General features: G+C 66.4%; 15 protein-coding genes. 11 read left to right on the forward strand and 4 right to left on the reverse strand.

Annotated features, from left to right (window positions below; genetic code table 11):
* Nucleotides 1-495, reverse strand: a 495-nt coding sequence (locus K9L28_07310) for an amidohydrolase (GenBank protein MCF7936130.1), incomplete at its 3' end; no start/stop codon positions are given.
* Nucleotides 496-522: 27 nt separating this feature from the next.
* Nucleotides 523-1,788 carry a serine hydroxymethyltransferase gene (locus K9L28_07315; GenBank protein MCF7936131.1) on the reverse strand — a complete coding sequence of 422 codons (1,266 nt, stop codon included), beginning with the start codon at nt 1,786-1,788 and terminating at the stop codon, nt 523-525.
* 426 nt (nt 1,789-2,214) lie between these two features.
* Between K9L28_07315 and nuoE the strand changes: the two genes are divergently transcribed.
* From nuoE to K9L28_07355, 8 genes are all read left to right on the forward strand, one after another.
* Nucleotides 2,215-2,703 (forward strand): NADH-quinone oxidoreductase subunit NuoE, encoded by a 489-nt coding sequence (gene nuoE, locus K9L28_07320; protein MCF7936132.1) that lies wholly within the window; start codon nt 2,215-2,217, stop codon nt 2,701-2,703.
* Between the two features lie 14 nt (nt 2,704-2,717).
* Nucleotides 2,718-3,116 carry a hypothetical protein gene (locus K9L28_07325; GenBank protein ID MCF7936133.1) on the forward strand — a complete coding sequence of 133 codons (399 nt, stop codon included), beginning with the start codon at nt 2,718-2,720 and terminating at the stop codon, nt 3,114-3,116.
* A gap of 36 nt (nt 3,117-3,152) precedes the next feature.
* The gene (locus tag K9L28_07330) at nt 3,153-6,293 is read left to right on the forward strand and encodes an FAD-dependent oxidoreductase (protein MCF7936134.1); all 3,141 of its coding nucleotides are present in this window, start codon (nt 3,153-3,155) and stop codon (nt 6,291-6,293) included.
* 15 nt (nt 6,294-6,308) lie between these two features.
* On the forward strand, nt 6,309-8,024 hold the full coding sequence (locus K9L28_07335; protein ID MCF7936135.1) for a (2Fe-2S)-binding protein: 1,716 nt from the start codon (nt 6,309-6,311) through the stop codon (nt 8,022-8,024).
* The gene (locus tag K9L28_07340; protein ID MCF7936136.1) at nt 8,012-8,557 is read left to right on the forward strand and encodes an NADP oxidoreductase; all 546 of its coding nucleotides are present in this window, start codon (nt 8,012-8,014) and stop codon (nt 8,555-8,557) included. The genes K9L28_07335 and K9L28_07340 overlap by 13 nt, the downstream gene beginning before the upstream one ends.
* A 20-nt stretch (nt 8,558-8,577) precedes the next feature.
* Complete coding sequence (locus tag K9L28_07345; GenBank protein ID MCF7936137.1) at nt 8,578-10,005, forward strand: Ni/Fe hydrogenase subunit alpha; 1,428 nt, start codon at nt 8,578-8,580, stop codon at nt 10,003-10,005.
* A 186-nt stretch (nt 10,006-10,191) separates the two neighbouring features.
* Nucleotides 10,192-10,848 (forward strand): class I SAM-dependent methyltransferase, encoded by a 657-nt coding sequence (locus tag K9L28_07350; protein ID MCF7936138.1) that lies wholly within the window; start codon nt 10,192-10,194, stop codon nt 10,846-10,848.
* A gap of 100 nt (nt 10,849-10,948) precedes the next feature.
* Entirely contained in the window at nt 10,949-11,557 is a 609-nt protein-coding gene (locus K9L28_07355; GenBank protein ID MCF7936139.1) for a class I SAM-dependent methyltransferase, read from the forward strand.
* Nucleotides 11,558-11,760: 203 nt separating this feature from the next.
* Here K9L28_07355 and K9L28_07360 read toward each other — a convergent pair whose 3' ends face one another.
* A complete protein-coding gene (locus K9L28_07360) occupies nt 11,761-13,329 on the reverse strand; it encodes an amidohydrolase family protein (GenBank protein ID MCF7936140.1) in 1,569 nt (522 codons plus the stop codon).
* Nucleotides 13,330-13,509: 180 nt separating this feature from the next.
* On the opposite strand from K9L28_07360, the gene K9L28_07365 reads away from it, so the two are divergent.
* The 3 genes from K9L28_07365 to K9L28_07375 all read left to right on the forward strand — a co-directional run bounded on the left by K9L28_07365 (nt 13,510) and on the right by K9L28_07375 (nt 17,666).
* Nucleotides 13,510-14,649 (forward strand): YidE/YbjL duplication, encoded by a 1,140-nt coding sequence (locus tag K9L28_07365; GenBank protein ID MCF7936141.1) that lies wholly within the window; start codon nt 13,510-13,512, stop codon nt 14,647-14,649.
* A gap of 235 nt (nt 14,650-14,884) precedes the next feature.
* Nucleotides 14,885-16,345, forward strand: a complete 1,461-nt coding sequence (locus K9L28_07370) for a diguanylate cyclase (GenBank protein MCF7936142.1) — start codon at nt 14,885-14,887, stop codon at nt 16,343-16,345.
* A gap of 88 nt (nt 16,346-16,433) precedes the next feature.
* Nucleotides 16,434-17,666, forward strand: coding sequence for an amidohydrolase (locus tag K9L28_07375; protein MCF7936143.1), 1,233 nt, complete (start codon nt 16,434-16,436; stop codon nt 17,664-17,666).
* 40 nt (nt 17,667-17,706) lie between these two features.
* Here the strand turns inward: K9L28_07375 and K9L28_07380 are convergent.
* On the reverse strand, nt 17,707-18,887 hold a 1,181-nt coding region (locus K9L28_07380), incomplete at its 5' end, for a response regulator (protein MCF7936144.1).

Consider the following 18,887-nt stretch of genomic DNA (forward strand, 5'->3'; position numbering starts at 1 on the left):
GGTGTGCAGACCGAAGATGGCCTCCACCTCCGGGTTGTGGAGCACCTGCTGCGCCACCATGGCCTTGGCGCCGTCGTTGTATTCCTCTGAAGGCTGGAAGATGAAGGTGACGGTGCCCGGCAGTTCGTTCCGGCGCTCCGCCAGAAGGAGCGCCGCTCCGAGGAGGCAGGTGGTGTGGACATCGTGTCCGCAGGCGTGCATGACCCCCGGGTTGACGGAGGCGTAGTCCGCGCCGGTCTGTTCCTCGACGCGCAGAGCGTCCATGTCGGCCCGGAGGGCGACGCCGGGGCCCTCGGCAAAGCCCCGGAGGATGCCCGCCACACCTGTGCCGGCCACGTTCCGCCGTACCTCGATGCCTGCGGATTCCAGCTCTTCGGCGACAATGCCTGCTGTCCGGTGTTCCTCAAAACCAAGCTCGGGATGGCGGTGGATATCCCTGCGGAGTTCCGAGAGTTTCGGCGCCAGGGCTGCGGCGCCCGTGGCAATATCTGTCATCCTGTCCACCTCGTTTCTCATGGGATGTCAAGATACCTGGGCTGCGCCGGCCTCCACGGGGGCGAGATAGAGCGGCCGTTTCCGGCAGATGCGGGCGACCTCCTGCCGGTACGGTGTGGGATCGAAGCCTTCCTCCTCCTCCAGCACCTTGGTGATCAGCCCTGCAACCTGCTCGATGTCCCTTTCGGTGAAGCCCCTGGAGGTGACCGCGGCGGTGCCGATGCGGATGCCGCTGGTGACGGCTGGCGGGGCGGGGTCGAAGGGGATCATGTTCTTGTTGACGGTGATCCCTACGCTGTCCAGGGCCGTTTCGGCCGCGGCGCCGGTGTGTCCCCGGGGCCGGAGGTCCACCAGCAGGAGATGGTTGTCCGTTCCTCCCGAAACGATCCGGAGGCCGTCCTTTGCGAGGGTCTCCGCCATGGTCCGTGCGTTGGACCGCACCTGCTCCGCGTAGCTCCGGAATTCCTCGGTGGCGGCGATGCGGAAGGTCACCGCCTTGGCCAGTACGTTCTGGAGGATCGGGCCGCCCTGGGTGCCGGGGAAGACCGCCTTGTCGATCGCGGCGGCGTGCTCCTTCCGGCAGAGGATGAAGCCGCCCCGGGCGCCCCGCAGCGTCTTGGTGGTGGTGCTGGTGACCACATCGGCGCAGGGGACGGGGCTGGGATGGAGCCCCGCGGCTACCAGCCCTGCAATGTGGGCCATGTCGACCAGCAGGTAGGCGCCGACCTGGTCGGCGATCTCCCGGAGCCGGTGGAAGTCGATGACCCGGGCGTAGGCGCTGCCGCCGGCGACGATCATCCGCGGCCTGTGCTCCCGGGCCATCTCTTCGATCCGGGGGTAGTCGAGCTGTTCCGTCTCCGGGTCCACCCCGTAGGCGAAGGCCCGGTAGTACCTGCCGGTGATGCTCGCCTGGCTGCCGTGGGAGAGGTGTCCCCCGTGGCGGAGGTTCATCCCCAGAATGGTGTCCCCCGGTTCCAGAAGCGCCATGTAGGCGGCGAGGTTGGCGTTGACGCCCGAGTGGGGCTGCACGTTGGCGTGGTCGGCCCCGAAGAGCGATGTGGCCCGTTCGATGGCCAGCGTTTCGATGTCGTCGATGACCCCGCAGCCGCCGTGGTATCGTTTGCCCGGGTAGCCTTCGGCGTACTTGTTGGTCAGCACCGAGCCCTGGGCCTCCATGATGCAGGCCGGGACGAAGTTCTCCGAGGCGATCAGCTCGATGGTCGAGCTCTCGCGGACTGTCTCCCTGCCGACAAGCGCCGCGGCTTCCGGGTCGACTGCCGTAAGGTTGTACATGGTGCATCCTCTCCTTTGGCTGGATTGGGTCAGGTGTTCCGAGGTTGTCCCCTCCAGGGCACAGGGGTGCGTCTTTGGTAGGGGTGCCTGGTTTTCAATTTACTGTGGTGTATTGTATCACAGGCGCAGAGATAGCATGATTGCAAGAGCCTTAAACAAATAACATCTTTGTCGCAATATGTCTCCGGCGACGGAAAAAGGAAAGACTGTATTTTCCGATTATTTCCTTGACAGACGGCTGTGTCTCACAGATACTGATGTAGTAAGGGAAATCAGGCACAAGGTCGTGATTCCCTTTTTCCGGAACCCTTCTTGTGAAGGTTATGGCATTCGCATAAGGCGGGGTTCCGCAGCGGCAAGAGAGAAGAGCCATGCAGAGCAGGCAGGGTGCAAGAAGGGGGAATTGCCTTGGAGAGGAAAGAGCGGGTGACGACATCTGCCGCAGAGCAGGAGAGCGGGGAATTCGATCTGACCATCCTCGACGGCATCATCGAGGAGGCCTTGGGGGAACACCAGGGGCTGATCCCGATTCTGCAGAATCTGCAGGACGCCTACGGGTATCTGCCCAGGGAGGTGCTGACGGCCACGGCGGAGCGGCTGAACATGCCCTACAGCAAGATCTTCGGGGTGGCCACCTTCTATTCCCAGTTCCATCTGACGCCGCGGGGGCGGCATATCATCCAGCAGTGCGACGGGACGGCCTGCCACGTCAAGGGGGGCACCCGGGTCCGCAAGGCCATCGAGGACACCCTGGGAATCAAACCCGGCGAGACCAGCGAGGATCTGCGGTTCACCTACGAGGTGGTCTACTGCCTGGGTTCCTGCGGTCTGGCGCCGGCGGCCATGGTGGACGACGAGGTGGTCGGACGGCTGACACCGGAGAAGATGAAAGCGATTCTCGAGTCCCTGGACTGAGGAGGGTGGAACCTATGGTTGCGAAGCGAATCACCAACCCCGAGGAGCTGCAGCGCCTCTGTGACAAGGCGAGAAACGAGGTGGCGGTCCGGGAGGAGAGCGAGATCATGGTCTCCGTCTGCGCGGGCCACAACGAGAGCATCTCCCACGACCACCAGGTGGCCAGGGCGCTCCTGGAAGAGGTGCGCGCACTGGGGATCGACGCCCGGGTGGGGATGAAGGGCCGCTGCGAGCTCTCCGCTCCCGGAACGGTGGTGGAGATCCGGTCGCCCAGGGACGGGGTGGTGCTCTACGGAGAGGTCACCCCTGAATTGGTGCCGCGGCTGGTGCGCACGCACTTTGCGGAGGGGGAGATCCTCCGGGAGCATCTTCTGGTGCACCACCAGTGCGAGCGCGCCGGGTCAGAGCTGTAACCGCAGCGAACATAGAAGGATCAGGAGGGTATGCCCATGCCTGAACCACAGTACCGTTCACACGTCCTCTGTTGCAGAGGCACAAGCTGTACCGCCGGCGGCTCCTCGGACATGCTGGAGCGTTTCCGGGAGCAGGTCCGCCGGTGGGGGCTGGAAGACGAGGTGCTGGTGTCGTTCACCGGCTGCCACGGCCTCTGTTCCATCGGTCCCATCGTGGTGATCTACCCGGAGGATATCCTCTACTGTCAGGTGGAACCCGAGGATGTCCCCGAGATCGTCGAGGAGACGCTGGTGGGCGGCAACCTGGTGGAGCGCCTGCTCTACAGGGAGCCCCGCACCGGCATGCCGATCCCCCACTACCACAGGATCCCCTTCTACGGCAGACAGCAGCGGGTGATCCTGCGGAACTGCGGGCTCATCAACCCCGAGCGGATCGAGGAGTACTTCGCCCGCGACGGCTACCGGGGTCTGGCCCGGGCGCTGCAGGGGATGAGCCCCGACGAGGTGATCGGGGAGGTGAAGGAGTCCGGTCTCCGGGGCCGCGGCGGCGGCGGATTCCCCACCAGCAAGAAGTGGGAGTTCACCCGCAGGGCCGAAGGCCGCCCGAAGTACGTGGTCTGCAACGCCGACGAGGGCGACCCGGGGGCCTTCATGGACCGGAGTCTCATCGAGGGCGATCCCCACTCGCTGCTGGAGGGGATGTGCATCGCCGGATACGCCATCGGCGCCGGGAGGGGCTTTGTCTACTGCCGGGCCGAGTATCCCCTGGCCATCAAACGGCTGCAGATCGCCATCGACCAGGCCCGGGAGTACGGCCTGCTGGGGAGCGACATCCTCGGCTCGGGCTTTGCCTTCGATATCGAGATCAAGGAGGGCGCCGGCGCCTTTGTCTGCGGCGAGGAGACGGCCCTGATGGCCTCCATCGAGGGTCGGCGCGGCGAACCCCGTCCGCGGCCGCCCTTCCCCGCGCAGAAAGGGCTGTGGGGACAGCCCACCAACATCAACAACGTGAAGAGCTACGCCGCCGTGCCGCAGATCCTGAGCAAAGGCGCGGGGTGGTTCGCCGATATGGGAACGGAAAACAGCAAAGGCACGGCGGTCTTCGCCCTCACCGGCAAGGTGAACAACACCGGACTGCTGGAGATCCCCATGGGGACCACCCTGGGGGAGATCATCTTCGAGATCGGCAACGGTATCGCCAAGGACAGGAAGTTCAAGGCCGTCCAGACCGGCGGCCCTCTGGGCGGATGTCTGGCCGCCGAATCGCTGAACCTGCCGGTGGATTTCGATTCCCTCATGGAGGCCGGGGCGCTGATGGGCTCCGGCGGCATGATCGTCGTCGACGAGGTGACCTGCATGGTGGAGCTGGCCAAGTTCTTCCTCCAGTTCGCCCTGGCCGAGTCCTGCGGTCAGTGTCCCCCCTGCCGGGTGGGCGGCCAGAAGATGCTGGAGATCCTCGAGCGGATCACCCGGGGCGAGGGACGCATGGAGGATCTGGACATGCTGGAGGACCTCGCCCACACCATGCAGAAGGGGTCGCTCTGCGCCCTGGGCCAGGGGACGCCGAATCCGGTGGTGGCCACCCTGCGCTTCTTCCGGGAGGAGTACGAGGCCCACATCCTCGACAGGCGCTGTCCGGCGGGGGCCTGCAAGGCCCTGGCGCCGTCGCCCTGTCAGAGCGGCTGCCCCGCCGAGGTGCAGGTGCCGATCTATGTGGCCAACATCGCCGAGGGGAACCTCCAGGAGGCCCTGCGGGTGCACCGGGAGTCCAACCCCTTTGTCTCCGTCTGCGGCCGGGTCTGCCCCGCCTTCTGCGAGGACAAGTGCCGCCGGGGCGAGCTGGACGAACCGGTGGCCATCCGGGATCTCAAACGCTACATGGCCGACCATGAGAGCGGCAGATGGCGTCCCCGGCCGCTGGAACCGCGCAAGGAGGAGAGCATCGCCATCGTGGGCGGCGGCCCCGGGGGGCTCACGGCGGCGCTGCGGCTCGGTCAGATGGGCTATGCCACCACGATCTACGAGGGCAGGGAGGAGCTGGGCGGCATGATGCGGTGGGGGATCCCCACCTATCGGCTGCCCCGGGATGTGCTGGACAACGAGATCCAGTCGATCCTCCGCATCGGCACGGTGAAGGTCTGCACCGGCATCAAGATGGGCCGCGACGTGCTGCTGGAGGAGCTGCAGGACCGCCACAACGCCGTGCTGCTGGCCTTCGGCGCCCAGGGCTGCCGCTGTATGGGCATCCCCGGCGAGGAGCTGAAGGGGGTCATGATGGGGATGGAGTACCTCTCCATGCTCAACAGCGGCGAGGATGTCTCCTTCGTCAGGGGCAAGCGCATCGCCGTGGTCGGCGGCGGCAATGTGGCCATGGACGCCGCCCGCTCGCTGCTGCGGCTCGGCGCCCTGGAGGTGCACCTCCTCTACCGGCGGGAGCGGAGCGACATGCCCGCCATCGAGGAAGAGGTCACGGCCACCGAGGACGAGGGCATCCATTTCCACGCCCTGACCCGGCGCTGGCGGCGGCGGAAGCTCACCGCCGAGGAGGAGCGGGTGCGTTTCCACTACCTGACGGCGCCGGTCTCCATCGAGGGCCGGAACGGCCATGTCCACCGGGTGCACTGCCGGCGGTACTGTCTGCACGACGAGAGCGGCTGTCCCCAGTTCGACGATTCCGCCCGGAAGCGTCCCTTTGCCGCCGCGGGCGAGGACTTCCATCTCCAGGTGGATCTGGTGGTGATGGCCATCGGACAGCATGTGGAGCAGCCGGGTCTGAGCGAAGAAGGGGTCCGGGTGAAACGGGACGGAACGGTGGATGTGGAGCCCCGTTCCTTCCAGACCTCCCGTGAAGGGGTCTTCTCCATCGGCGACTGTGTCCTGGGACCGGCCAGCGTGGTGGAGGCCGTCGGCCATGCCAACAGGGCCGCCCGGGCGATCCACCGCTATCTGCGGGGCATGCCGCTGCCCGAACCGGCGCACTTCCTCCCTCGACCGGAGCCCAGGCGTTTCGACATGAGCGAGGAGGACGCCGAACGGCCGCGGGTGAGGGGATCGGTGCTGGCGCCGGAGACCCGGGTCCACGACTTCCGCGAGGTGGAGCTGGGGTACCCCAGCGAGGAGACCGCGGCGTGCGAGGCCCGGCGTTGTCTGCGCTGCGACCTGGAAGAGTACGAGTAGAGGGAGTGTCCGCATATGGGAACGACGATTACACTGACCATCAACGGTGAGGTGGTGACGGGCACGGCGGGCGACACCATTCTGGAGGTCTGCGAGAAGAACGGCATCGATGTCCCCACGCTGTGCCATTTCCCCGGGCTCTCCGAGCGGGGCGCATGCAGAATGTGCCTCGTGGAGGTGACGGGGGCCCGGGGGTATCTCCCCGCCTGCACCACCGCGGCGGCCGACGGGATGGAGGTGGCCACCGAGAGCGAGGAGCTCGCCAGGCTCCGCCGCTCCAATCTGGAGCTGCTCTTCGCCGAACGCAACCACCTCTGCATGTTCTGCGAGATGAGCGGCGACTGCGAGCTCCAGAGCCTGGCCTACCGCTACGGCATGGACCACGTGCGCTACGGCTTCGCGTGGCCCGGCTACGAGGTGGACACCAGCAGGGAGCACTTCTTCTTCGACCAGAACCGCTGCATCCTCTGCCGGCGCTGTGTCCGGGCCTGCGAGGAGAAGGCGGGCCACGCCGTGCTGGGGGTGCGCGACCGCGGGCCCGCCACCCTGGTCTGCGCCGATGTGGACTATCCCTTCGACCAGTCCACCTGCGTGGCCTGCGGGACCTGTCTGCAGGTCTGTCCCACCGGCGCGCTGGTGGACAAGATCAGCGCCTATGTGGGACGGCGGGAGGAGCTGGACAGGGTGCAGACCACCTGCCCTCTCTGCAGCGTGGGCTGTGCCGTCGAGGTCTCTTCCAGGGACGGCATCCCCGTCAGGACCGAGGGGATCTGGGATGCCGGGCCGACGGGAGGCGTGCTCTGCGTGGCCGGACGTTTCGAACCCTACTACGACAGCCGGCCGCGGATCACGACGCCGCTGGTGAAGCGGGACGGCGAACTCCGGGCCGCGGACTGGGAGGAGACCGAGGCCTGCATGGCCGACGCCCTTCCTCAGGCGGGCGGGCTTGAGGTCTGCACGGGACTGCTCTCCGCCCGGGCGACCCTGGAGACCGCACGGGCTTTCGGGGAGCTCTTCGGTGAACGCGGTTTCCTGCTGGAGGGCTCCGGTACCGAGGTCGGCGACGCCGCGCTGGACGAGCTGGACAGCGCCGACTGCGTGGTGGTGGCCGGCATCGATCTGGAAGAGGACTGCCGGGCCGTCTCGTCGCCGGTGAAACGGGCCGCCAACCGGGGCGCCCAGGTGGTCGTCCTGGGGAGCGCCGGGCAGTGGGTGGACCTCCGCGCCACCGCCCGACTGGAACCGACGGATCTTGCGGGAATGCGGGAACGCCTGGAGACGTCGGACCGCCCTGCGGTGCTCTACGGTCCCGGCGCACCGGAGGGCCTGCTCCGTACCGTCGACGAGGTGGGCGAGAAGGTCAAACGGATCGGTCTCGCCAGGGGGGCCAACAGCCGAGGCATCGAGAGCGAGGGGATCGCCCCATGGCGGTGCAGGCCCCTTTTCGGCCCCGTCTATGTGCTGCTCTGCGATGAAGACCCCACTCCCGACCTTCTCGAGGCTGTCGCCGACGCCAGCTTCCTGGTGGTGCAGTCCAGCACGGCAAACAGCCTCACCGAGCGTGCCGATGTGGTGCTGCCGTCGCCTGCCTGGAGCGAACGCACCGGAACCTACGTCAACACCGAAGGGCGCACCGCAAGTCTTGCGGCCGCCGTTCCCCCTGTGGGGGATACCGAGCCCGACGAAGACGTGCTCGCCCGGATAGGGAGGGTGAAGCTATGCAGAAGGTGACCATCGCGACGGACTGGCTGGAATCCTGCGCCGGGTGCCACATGTCGCTGCTGGATGTCGACGAGCGGCTCTTCGATCTCCTGAAGGCGGTGGAGTTCACGTCGAGCCCCATCACCGACCTCAAGGTGCCTCCCGAGGCGGGGGTGGACGTGGGGATTCTGAGCGGGGCCATCGGCAACAGCCACCAGGAGGAGGTCGCCCGGACCATGCGGGAGCGGTCGCGCATCCTGGTGGCCCTCGGCGACTGCGCCGTCTTCGGCGGGGTCTGCGTGCTGCGGAACCTCTTCGCCCGGGACGCCGTGCTCGCCAGAGGCTACATGGAGACCGAGAGTACCGACCCGGGAAGCCGGGTGCCCGACTCGGAGGAACTGGGGGCGCTCACCGACAGGGCCTATCCCGTCAACCAGGTGGTGGACGTGGATGTCTACCTGCCGGGCTGTCCTCCCTCGGCGGATGCGATCCACTTCGTGCTCTCCGAGCTGGTGGAGGGGCGCATCCCCGTCCTGCCCGACGAGTTGCTGCACTATGACTAGTCCGGAGAGGGAGCGATGCTATGGGTACTAAAGTCACGATTGCGCCTGTCACCAGGATAGAGGGGCATGCCAGGATCACGGTGCACCTGAACGAGGAGGGCGGCGTGGACCACACCCGGTTCCACGTGGACCAGTACCGGGGCTTCGAGAAATTCTGCGAAGGCCGGCCCTTCTTCGAGATGATCGGGATCACGCCACGGATCTGCGGGATCTGCCCCGTCTCCCACCACCTCGCCGCCGCCAAGGCCTGCGACGCCGTGGCCGGGGTGACCCCGCCGCGGCCGGCGGCGCTGCTGCGGGAGCTCATGCACATGGGTCAGGTGATCCAGTCCCACGCGCTGCACTTCTTCCATCTGGCCAGCCCGGATCTGCTGCTCGGCTTCGACGCCGACCCCAGGATCAGAAACGTCATCGGTCTGGCCGGCAAGGACGCCGAGCTGGCCAGGAAGGCCGTAGGGCTCCGCAAGTACGGCCAGGAGATCATCGCCACCCTGGGGGAGAAGAAGGTCCATCCCCACTTCGCCGTCCCGGGTGGCGTCAACAAGGCCCTCACCGCCAAAGAGAGGGAGGAGATCCTCGGCGGTCTGGAGGAGATGACGGCCATCGCCAGGGAAGGTCTGGAGATCGTGGAGAACTGGGCCGAGGCCAACCGGGAGCTGGTGGACGGCTTCGCCGACCTCTCCACCGGCTACATGGGCCTGGTCAAGGGAGGAAATCTGGAGCTCTACGACGGCACGGTCCGTTTCTGCGACGCCGAAGGCAGTGTGGTCTCGGAGTTCCCGCCTTCGGCGTATCTGGACTATATCGCCGAGCATGTGGAGGACTGGTCGTACCTCAAGTTCCCCTACTACAGGGATTTCGGCTGGCCCGAGGGCACCTACCGGGTCGGCCCGCTGGGCCGCCTGAACGCGGCCGACGACATCGGCACCCCCATGGCCTCGGAGAAGCTCAAGGTCTTCAAGGCCATCGGTGCTGGGGCTCCGGTCAGCCAGACCCTCTACTACCACTACGCCCGGGTGATCGAGATCCTCTACGGCCTGGAGCGGGTCCGCCAGCTCCTGGACGACCCCGATATCCTCTCCCGGGAGATCCGGACCGTCTGGAGGGGGCTGACCGGCGAGGGGGTGGGCTGCCTGGAGGCCCCCCGGGGAACGCTCTTCCACCACTACTGGACCGACGGGAAGGGCACCCTCCTCAGGGCCAATCTCATCGTCGCCACGGGGCACAACAACGACGCCATGAACCGCTCGGTGGACGCCGTGGCCAAGGCCTTCATCAAGGACGGCGAACCCACCGAGGGGATGCTCAACCGGGTGGAGGCGGCCATACGGGCCCACGATCCCTGCCTCTCCTGCTCCACCCACGCCATGGGCCGGATGCCGCTCCATATCGAGATCCGCGATGCCGCAGGAAAGCCGGTGCGCACCCTGGAGCGGTCTCCGCGGTAGCGGTTGCAGTCCGGAACGATCGCCTCCCCCGGCGGGCAATCCGCCGGGGGATTATTTGTTATACTGGAAAGGAGTTATTCTGCTTTCAGTCAGCTGCGGCGGTCGCGGCTGTTCCCGCCTTCAGGTGCAGACACCGGGCCGCGGCCGGATGAGAGCTTCCCGGAGCGAAAAAAGGAGGGAACGAGGATGCCCAGGATTGACCCCTTCGAGCGGCACAGCGACGCCTACGACCGCTGGTTCGAGGAACACGCCGATCTCTACAGGGCGGAGCTGGAGGCGGTGCGGCGGCTGCTCCCGGAGGAACGGAGCGAAGGAATCGAGATCGGTGTGGGGTCCGGCAAGTTCGCCGCCCCGCTGGGGATCGCGAAGGGCGTGGAACCCTCGACGGCCATGGCCGCCAAAGCCCGGGAAGAGGGGATCGAGGTGGAATCCGGTGTCGCCGAGTCCCTTCCCTTCGAAGACGACTGCCTCGGGTTTGCCCTGATGGTGACCACCATCTGCTTTGTCGACGACATCGACGGGGCCTTCGGCGAGGCCTACCGCGTCCTCCGTCCCGGCGGGGCTCTCGTCGTCGGTTTTGTGGACCGGGAGAGCGACCTGGGCCGGCAGTACGAGAAACACAAGGACGAGAGCGCCTTCTACCGGGAGGCCACCTTCTTTTCCTCTATCGAGGTGCAGCGTCATCTCAGGGAGGCCGGTTTTTCTCTTGACCGGGTGATCCAGACCCTGCTTCCCGGCGACACCCCGCCGGAGATCATCATCGACGGATCGGGCTCCGGCGCCTTCGTGGTGATCCGTGCGCTGAAAGGCGGAGGGAAAAAGAGTGTCCCCTTGCCCTCGTGAGCAGGGTGCCCACCCTCCCGGGTCGGGGGAAGGATCCTCTTCCCCCTCCGCGGATCCGGCTTCCCCGGGTTGTCCCCTCTGCGGTTCCTGCGGGGTAGCGGTGCTCTGTGAAGACCGAAAACGCCGGTTCTACCGCTGTGCCCGCTGCCGGCTGGTCTTTGCCGACCCCGCATCCAGACCGTCCCGTGAGGCGGAGAAGCGGGTCTACGACCTGCACGAGAACGATCCGGGGGACCAGGGCTACCGCCGTTTCCTGAACCGGCTCGCCGCGCCGCTGCTGGAACGCCTGGGCGATCCGCCGCAGGAAGGCTTGGATTTCGGTTCCGGCCCGGGGCCGACGCTCTCGGTCATGCTGGAGGAGGCGGGGCACCGCATGTCCCTCTACGACCCCTTCTACGCCCCGGACCGCTCCGTTCTGGAGCGGCAGTACGACTTCGTGACCTGCTCGGAGGCCGTGGAGCACTTCCACCGGCCCGACAGGGAGTGGCGGCTGCTCTGCGGGCTGGTGAGACCGGGCGGTCTGCTGGCGGTGATGACCCAGATGGTTCCGGAGGACATGGCCTTCCGGGCATGGGGGTACAAGCGGGACCTCACCCACGTCAGCTTTTTCGACAGCGAGACCTTCCGCTACCTGGCCCGGCGGGACGGCCTCCGCTGTGAGATCGTCGGGCGGAGCGTCGTGCTGATGAGGATACCGGAGGCATCCTGACGGTGGCCGCCCATCCAGCGCAGGGGATTCCTGAGCCCCAGTAAACGTCAAATGCTATCCCAGCTTCCCAAAGGAGTAACCAGTCCACGATTGCACAGACAAGGCGACCATCGAGGTCCCATGGGAACAGAGGGCACGCAGCAGCCACGCGGTGCAGGCAGGGACGGCCCTCTCCCGGGAGAGGGCCCGCACCTTCGTTGTTTTCAGCCCTCCTGCAGGTCCAGGGGCTCCTCCCAGGTGATCTCCCCGTTCAGGAGGGTGAGGGAGGCGCTGGTCTCCCGCAGGGCGCCGGCGGAGCAGGAGAAGATGTCCCGGTCCAGGACGGCCAGGTCCGCCCGGCAGCCCCCGGCGATGCGGCCGAAGCGGTCCCCGCGGCCGGTGGAGCGCGCCGGCGCGCTGGTGAAGAGCGCCAGCGCCTCGTCGAGGGTGCTCCGTTCCCGGGGTTTCCAGCCGCCCCGGGGTCGGCCGCGGTCGTCGGTCCGGTAGACGGCGGCCCAGATGCTCCGCCACTGATCCATGACCTCGCAGCCCGCGTCGCTGGAGCCGCAGACCAGCATCCCCCTGTCGAGGAGGCTCTTGAGGAGATAGCCGGAGCCGCTCCGCCGGGGCCCCAGGCGTTCCCCGAGGATCGCCAGGTCTGTGGGGATCATCCCCGGCTGGATGTCGCAGACCACGTGGTCGCGCCAGGCCGCCAGCGCCTCGGCCTGGTCGGGGCGGCAGAGCTGCAGGTGGTTCAGCCGCAGCGGATAGCCGCCGGGTGTGTCCCTGGGAAGGCGGAGTTGGGGGAGGACCTCCAGAAACTGGTCGATGGCCCTGTCGCCGATGGCGTGCACCAGACACTGGTGGCCGCTGTCCAGGGCCTCCTGCAGCCGCCGGACCACCCGGTGGGTGGGATGATTCAGGATGCCGCTGGTATCGGGGGCGTCGGCGTAGGGGGCGGAGAGCGCCGCCGTGCGCGGACCCAGCGCCCCGTCCAGGAAGAGCTTGAAGCCGCCCCAGGTCAGCATATCGCCGTCGAAACAGTGCTTCCGGTCGCTGTCCGGCAACGCTTCGTCGAACATACGCACCCGCAGCGGAAGCTCGCCGCGGTCCCGCAGCGCGCAGAGGGCGCGGTAGTCCTCGCCGAGGCCGTAGGAGGCGGCGCTGCAGCCGTGGATGGCGGTCACCCCCAGGGCGGCGAAGTCCCGGCAGGCCTCCTGCAGGAGGTGTTCCATCTCCTGCGGTGTGGTGATCTCCCGCTCCATGGTCTCCACCAGCGGGGCCGCCTCGTCCTCGTTGAAGATCCCCTCGGGGTTGGGCGCCATGGCACCGCCGCAGCGGCCGAGGGCATTGGTGTCGGCCACATGGACGTGGCCGCAGGTCCGCAGGAGATGGATGGGATTGGGAAGCTCCAGCGAATCCAGATCGCCCCGGGTGGGGCACTCCGGTTGGTGCCAGGCGCTCTCGTTGAAACCGGTGCCGAAGATCCACTCGTCGGGGGAGAGCCCCGAGGCGTGGACGGCGATGGCGTGGAGCAGCGCCTCCCTGGAGGGTGCTTTGGAGAGGTCCAGGGAGCGCTTCTGCCTGGCGTAGGTGGTGAGGTGGGCGTGGGTGTCGCAGAGTCCGGGGACCACCGTCTGGCCGTGCAGGGGGATCACCCGTTCGTTTTCCTTCGGCGTCAGTCCTTCGCCGATCTCCGTGATCGACGCCCCGGCGATCCGGATGGAGGGGGTTCCGGAGAGGAGATGCTCTCCGTTCCAGACCCGCCCGCCGGTGATGAGTAGTTCCGTCATAGGATCACTCCCTTCCGGTGACAACCGACAGCACTGGGGCTGCGGGGCGCACCGGGCACTATTGTACCTGCTTTCGCAATCCGGGATATCCCCTGCCGACAGCCGACGCCGCAGTGAGTTGAAGGCACAGGGGCCCTCGCCTATAATGCCTGCATAACCGGGATGCAGGGAGGGAGCGATATGGAGGGGCTTGCCGGATTGTTCGACAGTGACATCTTTATCATGAGTCTGGCTGTTGCGGCCGGACTTCTGTTTGGCAACATCAAGATCAAGGGGATCGGGCTCGGTACATCGGGAACACTGTTCGCCGGACTGGTGCTGGGGCTCCTCGGCTACTCTGTTTCATACACGTTTTTTACGTGGAATCTTGTCATATTCGTGGTTGCCGTGGGGCTGCTGGCCTCTGAGGAGATTGTGACGGTGGTCCGGCAGTACGGGATACGCTTTATTGTCCTGGGCATTGTGGTGACCGCTGTCGGGGCTGTGACCGCCTTTGCGCTCGGCCATTGCCCGCTGCTTGCCGGCCGGATGGATCCCATGCTGGTGGCGGGGGCCTACACCGGGGCGCTCACCAGTTCACCCGGCCTGGGTGCTGCGCTGGAGCTCACCGGCGTCAACCCCCTTGTCACCATCGGTTACACCATCGCCTATCCCTTCGGTGTGGTTGCGGTGGTGCTCTTCGTGCAGCTGGCCCCTGCGCTGTTCCGTATCGATCTGCAGCGGGAGAAGGCCGCACTCCGGCGGACCTTCGGCGCCGACCAAGGGGGCGGGAAACGGGAGTCCGTACCCTTTGCCCTGCTCTCCTTTGTGGTCTGTATTGTCTGTGGCGTGGCCTTCGGGAAGCTTTCTGTGGAGCTGCCGGGGCTGGGGAAGCTCTCGCTGGGGACGACCGGCGGAGCGTTGATCGTGGCGCTTGCCTTCGGAGCCCTCGGTCGGCTTGGCCCATTGCCCATGCGGATGGAGGCCCGTACACTTTCGGCCTTCCGCTCCCTCTCTCTGGCCTATTTCCTGGCGGTGGTGGGGCTCATGGCCGGGCCGAAGGTCCTGGAGGCGCTCAGCGAAAACGGTCTGACCATCATGCTGATCGGCCTTGTCACAGCCGTGGTCGCCGAACTGGCGGGGTTTGTGGTGGGGCGGTATCTCTTCAAGATCAACTGGGTCTTGCTGGCCGGGGCGATCTGCGGCGCCATGACCAGCACACCGGGGCTCGGCGCCGCCATCGACGCCACAGGCGGCGAGGAATGCGGCGCCGGATACGGCGCAACCTATCCGGTGGCCATTGTCTGTATGGTGACCTTCACCAAGCTGCTGGCCTTCTAATGGCGGCAGCGGCACCGTCTCTGTGTCTTCCTTTGCGGAGAGCGCCCTCTATCTGTCCCGGGGTGGAACCGCAGCCGCGGCAGGCTGGACAGGCACAGAGTCCCCGGATTTTCATTGCAGGATATACTGCACACCAAAGGCGGTAACGCTTTGCTTCTTGACGTTCTGCCTGTGCACCAACTAGTATGGAGCCTGCGTCGTTGTCCTGAAGGACGGCGCTCTTGGGGGTGGCGGGATGCACCGATTCCACAGCAGCAAGCACCTCATCGCCGTTGTTGTCCTGCTCTTTGTCGGCTTTGCCGTCACCAGTATCGTCAGCTACGGTATGGCGCTCCACACCCTCCGTAAGGAGATCATCGAGCAGGAGCTTCCGCTCACCACCGACAATATCTATTCGGAGATCCATACCTATCTGTTGCGCACCGTCTATATCTCTTCCACCATGGCCCACGACACCTTCCTCCGCGACTGGGTGCTCGCCGGCGAGAAGAACACCGGGAAGATCGTCAGGTATCTGCGGGAGATCAAGGAGCAGCACGATACGGTCACCAGCTTCTTTATCTCCGACATCACCCGCACCTACTACCAGGCCGAAGGGGTGCTCAAAACGGTGCGGCCCGACTCCTGGCGGGACGAGTGGTTCTACAGGCTCAAGGCAGCCCATGAGCCCTACGAGGTCAATGTGGACTACGACATGGCCAATGAAGATGCCCTGACCATCTTCATCAACCACAAGGTGAAGGACTACGACGGGGACTTTATCGGCGCTGCGGGTGTGGGGCTTGCCGTAGGGCGCCTCCGAGAACTCATCGACAGCTACGAGGAGCGCTTCGGACGGCGGATCTACTGCGCGGATTCAGAGGGCAACCTGACCATCCACGGCGATTCCATCCGGACCCGCAGCGATACCTTTCTCGGCCATCCCGGTCTCGACGGCAGGGCGAGGGACGTGCTCTCCCGATCCGCCGGCGGCGAACGGCAGTCGATCACCTTTACCTACAACCGCGACGGCGAGGTGATGCACCTTGAAGGACGTTACCTCCCGGAGTTCCAGTGGTTTCTCTTTGTCGAACAGAACGAGGCCAAGGCGGCGCGGCAGATCCGGCGGGCCCTGCTGCTCAATATCGTGATCGGCGTGCTGATCTCGCTGGTGGTGACGCTGCTGATCTTTGTGGTGATCGCTTCCTACGAGCGCCATCTGGTCCACGCCGCAACCGTAGATCCGTTAACGGGGGTCAACAACCGCTATGCTTTCGACCAGAACCTGCGTCGCCTCGGTGGTGTGGACGCCTCCTCTGCCATGTTGCTGGCCGATCTCGACCACTTCAAGTCCGTCAACGATACCTACGGCCATCTGACGGGCGATGCCGTCCTGCAGCACGTGGCCGCGCTGATAGAAGGGCAGATCGGCCCCGGCGACGCCTTCGCCCGCTGGGGCGGCGAGGAGTTCATCATCCTCGCGGGAAACCGGACCGCCGGGGAGGTTCTGGAGTTGGGCGAGCGGATCCGCGGCACCGTGGCGCAGACCCCCTACACCGACGGGGAGAGTACCATCGGGGTTACCGTGAGTATCGGCGCCGCCATGGGAACCGGATCGGACGATGGAGACACGCTGCTGCAGCGCGTGGACGACGCCCTCTACAAGGCAAAGGATAAAGGCCGGAACTGCCTGGCCTTCTCTCGGGAGGAACGATGATGGACCCGCAAGGGGAACCGTCTGGAGAGCGCATGGTCTTCGGGAGCGGTCCCTGCCGGTCGGCGAAGCGGTGTTGTGTGCCAGTGGAATGTCAAAATTCCGGCCCCCGGGATGGGGCGAAGGAGGTTGCACGGTGATCGACAGGATAACGGAGCAGGCTCGGCGGCTGCAGGATCAGGTGGTGGCGTGGCGGCATCGCTTCCATGCCCATCCGGAGCTCTCCTGGGAAGAGGTGGAGACCACCAGAACCATTGCCTCCCTGCTGGAGGAGATGGGCTACGAGGAGATCAGGACCGGCTACGGCGGCGAGACGGGGGTGACCGCCGAGCTGAACGCCGACAAACCGGGGAGACGCATCGCGCTGCGGGCCGATATCGACGCGCTGCCCATCCGGGAGGAGGCGGAGGTGGACTATGCCTCGCAGAACGACGGCGTGATGCACGCCTGCGGCCACGATGCCCACATCGCCATGCTGCTGGGGGCGGCGAAGCTGCTGGCGGCGATGAAAGACGACATCCCCGGCAGGATCCGGCTGATCTTCCAGCCCTCCGAGGAGTATCCCACCCGGAGCGGCGCCGACCACATGGTCCGGGAGGGTGTGCTGGAGGGGGTGGACGCCATCTTCGGCCTCCACATCTGGTCGCCTGTGGAGAGCGGGCAGCTGGGCTACACCCTGGGCCCCATGATGGCGTCGGCGGATTCCTTCTTTGTGACCATCACGGGGAAGGGCGGCCACGGGGCCATGCCCCATCTCGCCGTGGATCCCACGGTGGCGGCCTGTCAGGCGGTGACCTCGCTGCACACCATCGTGAGCCGGGAGGTCAACCCTTTGAGGGCGGCGGTGGTCTCCACAGGCCAGATTACGGCGGGGAAGGCCTTCAACGTGATCCCCGAGTCGGTCTTCATGAACGGTACGGTGCGGACCTTCGATGCCGAGATCCGGAGCTACCTGCCCAGGCGTATCGAGGAGATCATCGCGAGCACCTGTACGGGACACCGCTGCGAGATGGACTTCCGGTACAACTACGGTCTCCCCAGCACGATCAACGACCCTGGATTCGCCGGGATGGCAAGCGGCGTGGCGGCGGAGATCCTGGGGGAGGGAAACGTGAACGAGATCGACCCCGTCATGGGGGCCGAGGACTTCAGCTTCTATCTCCGCGAGATCCCCGGGGCCTTCTTCTTCCTCGGCACGGGGAATGCCGACAGACAGACCGATGTGCCCCACCACCACCCGAGGTTCAAGGTGGACGACGATGTCCTGTCCGGCGGGGTGGCGCTTCTGGCCGGCGTGGCCTGGAGGTTCCTCTCCGGCGGATAGCCCCGGTACGGGGGGCGGTCTCTGCCGCTCCCCGGCCTGGTCAGTCCCTCTCTCCCAGGCCCCGGCGGAGTTCGGAGAGGAGGAGTTCGTACTGCCGCTCGACCTCCCGGCGGAGCGAGCGGGCGGGCTCCACCGTTCTCCGGCCGGCGGCGGTCTCGATGGTCGAGAGCGTCTGGTAGAGGGCGTCGGCGCCGATGTTGGAGGCGATGCCCCGGGCTGCGTGGGCCCACTGTTCCGCCTCCGGGGCGTTGCCCTGTTCCAGGGCCTTCCGGAGTCCCTCCATCTTCCCGGGAAGCTCCTGCAGCGTGAGCCGTACCACCTCGTCGGCGGCCTCTCGATTGCCGAGCACGCGGTCCAGGAAGGTTTTCTGGTCCCAGGTAGAGGGGGCAGCGGCGGGCGGTTCCGTTGCGTCCCCGCTTTCGGGAAGGCCCTTGGGCCGCTCCCCTGGGAAGCCCGTTCCGGACTGTCCCGACCGCGAGGGCAGCCATTGCCGCAGCGTCTCCGCCACCGCCGCCGGTTCCACAGGCTTGTGGAGGACGTCGTTCATCCCGGCCTGCAGGCATGTCGTGTCCTGGCCGGTATGACCGGACATGGCGATGATCGGCAGCGCGGCGTTGCGTCTGCCCACTCCGGTAGGGAGCGTTCTGATCCGTCTGGTGGCTTCGATGCCGTCCATACCGGGCATGTGGAGGTCCATGAACACCAGGTCGTAGGGGCTGGACTGCAGCTCCTGGAGGACCTCCTTGCCGCTCGCCGCGGCGACGCCGCTCTGTCCCAGGCTTTCCAGGATGTGGAGAAGCACCTTCTGATTGGTGCTGTTGTCCTCCGCCACCAGGATGCGGCCCCGCCGCCCGGCGAGGGCCTCTTCCAGTCTGGTGTCTTCCTCCCGGGGAATGCCCCTGTCCTTTTCCCCGGAGAGCAGCCGGAGGAGGACCTGCTGCAGCTCCCGCTGCCGCACCGGTTTGGTCAGCGATGCGTCGAAGAGCTCCGCCGTGTCGTCCCAGTTGTGCCTGGTGCTTCCCAGCGAAGTGAGCAGAACCATGCCGAGTTTCGCCAGATTCGGGTCGCTCCCGATGGCCAGGGCCAGTTCCCCTTTCTCCATACCCGGCAGCGAGCTGTCGATGAGGGCGAGTCGGTAGGGTTCTCCCGCGTTCAGAGCCCCGGTGAGCTCGTCCAGCGCCTCCACCCCGTTTGCCGCTGTTGTGCTCCGCATGCCCCAGG

Source organism: Synergistales bacterium, assembly GCA_021736445.1.
Taxonomy (GTDB): domain Bacteria; phylum Synergistota; class Synergistia; order Synergistales; family Aminiphilaceae; genus JAIPGA01.

What these genes read in the sequence shown, in the direction of transcription:
- K9L28_07315 (MCF7936131.1), bottom strand. Translation starts at nt 1,788, where the DNA reads ATGTACAACCTTACGGCAGTCGACCCGGAAGCCGCGGCGCTTGTCGGC.
- K9L28_07325 (MCF7936133.1), top strand. Translation starts at nt 2,718, where the DNA reads ATGGTTGCGAAGCGAATCACCAACCCCGAGGAGCTGCAGCGCCTCTGT.
- K9L28_07330 (MCF7936134.1), top strand. Translation starts at nt 3,153, where the DNA reads ATGCCTGAACCACAGTACCGTTCACACGTCCTCTGTTGCAGAGGCACA.
- K9L28_07335 (MCF7936135.1), top strand. Translation starts at nt 6,309, where the DNA reads ATGGGAACGACGATTACACTGACCATCAACGGTGAGGTGGTGACGGGC.
- K9L28_07340 (MCF7936136.1), top strand. Translation starts at nt 8,012, where the DNA reads ATGCAGAAGGTGACCATCGCGACGGACTGGCTGGAATCCTGCGCCGGG.
- K9L28_07345 (MCF7936137.1), top strand. Translation starts at nt 8,578, where the DNA reads ATGGGTACTAAAGTCACGATTGCGCCTGTCACCAGGATAGAGGGGCAT.
- K9L28_07350 (MCF7936138.1), top strand. Translation starts at nt 10,192, where the DNA reads ATGCCCAGGATTGACCCCTTCGAGCGGCACAGCGACGCCTACGACCGC.
- K9L28_07360 (MCF7936140.1), bottom strand. Translation starts at nt 13,329, where the DNA reads ATGACGGAACTACTCATCACCGGCGGGCGGGTCTGGAACGGAGAGCAT.
- K9L28_07365 (MCF7936141.1), top strand. Translation starts at nt 13,510, where the DNA reads ATGGAGGGGCTTGCCGGATTGTTCGACAGTGACATCTTTATCATGAGT.
- K9L28_07370 (MCF7936142.1), top strand. Translation starts at nt 14,885, where the DNA reads ATGCACCGATTCCACAGCAGCAAGCACCTCATCGCCGTTGTTGTCCTG.
- K9L28_07375 (MCF7936143.1), top strand. Translation starts at nt 16,434, where the DNA reads ATGTCAAAATTCCGGCCCCCGGGATGGGGCGAAGGAGGTTGCACGGTG.